This is a genomic window from Caballeronia sp., assembly GCF_049581465.1.
Classification (GTDB): domain Bacteria; phylum Pseudomonadota; class Gammaproteobacteria; order Burkholderiales; family Burkholderiaceae; genus Caballeronia.
This window is the reverse complement of the sequence record NZ_JBAUSA010001177.1, coordinates 1-1,516: the sequence shown is the minus strand read 5'-3', so window position 1 is coordinate 1,516 and position 1,516 is coordinate 1. Positions and strand designations below refer to the sequence as shown.

The 1,516-nt window shown below is 56.9% G+C and carries 2 protein-coding genes; both read left to right on the top strand.

The window, feature by feature from the left end:
- Nucleotides 1-40 precede the first annotated feature (40 nt).
- Complete coding sequence (locus tag WCA53_RS28835) at nt 41-937, top strand: LysR family transcriptional regulator (protein ID WP_423919107.1); 897 nt, start codon at nt 41-43, stop codon at nt 935-937.
- A 132-nt stretch (nt 938-1,069) separates the two neighbouring features.
- Nucleotides 1,070-1,516, top strand: a 447-nt coding sequence (locus WCA53_RS28830; protein WP_423919105.1) for a histidine kinase dimerization/phospho-acceptor domain-containing protein, incomplete at its 3' end; no start/stop codon positions are given.

The window sequence follows — 1,516 nt, the reverse complement described above, 5'->3', positions numbered from 1 at the left end:
TGCACACCCTCACCGCGCCGTACTATCCCGATGTCCTCAAATGAATTTGAATCAACTCAGCTGGAATGATTTGCGTATTTTTCTTGCCGTTGCCCGAGCAGGAAATCTTTCAAAAGCGGGCCGGGCGCTCGCAATGGACCACGCAACCGTCGGGAGGCGCATTTCAGCGCTGGAATTCGCGCTGAAGACGCCCGTTTTCGAGCGAGACCGATTGGGCTACCGATTGAACGCGCAAGGCCGCGACATGCGTGCGTATGTCGAAGCGATCGAAGCCAACGTACTGGCATTGGGCGACAGCGTGAACGCCAATCCGCCCGGCCTGAGTGGTCGCGTGCGGATTGCGACCATGGAAGGGATCGCGACGCTGTATCTCAGCGAGCAGTTCGTCGAACTGAAACGCCAGCATCCATCGATTGCGATCGAGCTCGTCACGTCGCCGCACGACGTTCAAATCTCTCATCGGGAAGCAGACCTGTTTCTGGGTTTTTTCGAGCCGAGCGGACTCAACCTCGAAATAACGCGGGTAGGCCAGTTTCCGCTGCACCTTTACGCCCACCCCGATTACCTGGGCGAATATGGTGTGCCCGAGTCGGTAGCGGATTTGCAGCGTCACTGCTTCGTCGGTTATATCCGCGACCTGATCGAGCTCGAGGCTGTCCGATGGCTTGACGATGTGATCGTCGATCCACAGATCGGTTTTTACTCAAGCAGTATGGTTTCCCAGCTTTTCGCGGCTGCCTCCGGCGCGGGTCTTGTGATGCTGCCAGCGTTCGCCCGGGCGCAACGGTTCGGTCTTGTGCAGGTTCTGGAAGGGCAGATCGACGTACGTCGGGATGTCTACCTCAGCGTGCATCAATACCTACTGCGTGTCCCCCGGATGCAAAAAGTCGCGGCGTTTCTGGCCGAGACCTTGGGGCGGGACTATCCGGTGCGCTGAAGGTCGTCAAAGGCACGACTACCGCACCGGCTTGCGGTCTTTTTGAACGGATGCTTTCGACAAATCAGGAGTTGAAAGTAACTTGCAAGGGGGATGTTCTATACCTTGGTTACACACCAACGGAGCAAGAAAATGGGCAAGTTCAGCGATTACGAGTACAGGAAACAACCCGGGTTCGATATGAATACCTTCGCGGGCGCCAACCAAGCCATCCCGATGAAGACACTTGTGATCCACTGCTTTGACCCACGGGCGGTCGAAATCCCACAGGCCGTCGCCGAGTATTTTGGGGACGAGGTTTGCCCGGGAGATGAAACCGTGCTTAGTAATGCGATTGCTCACGAAGTCACGCAGCCATTGACGGCGATGATGGCCAATGCCGCTGCGGGCTTGCGCTGGCTTGATCGTGCGACGCCCGATCTCGATGAGGCGAAGACAGCGTTTAACCAGATCGTTGCTGACGGCCAGCGCGTGGCAGCGGTAATCGAAAGAGTTCAGGCAATCTTCAGGAAGGGCGATCTGAACACGCACGCGTTCAACACCAACGAGCTCGTCCGGGAAGCCATAAAGTTGGTGAAA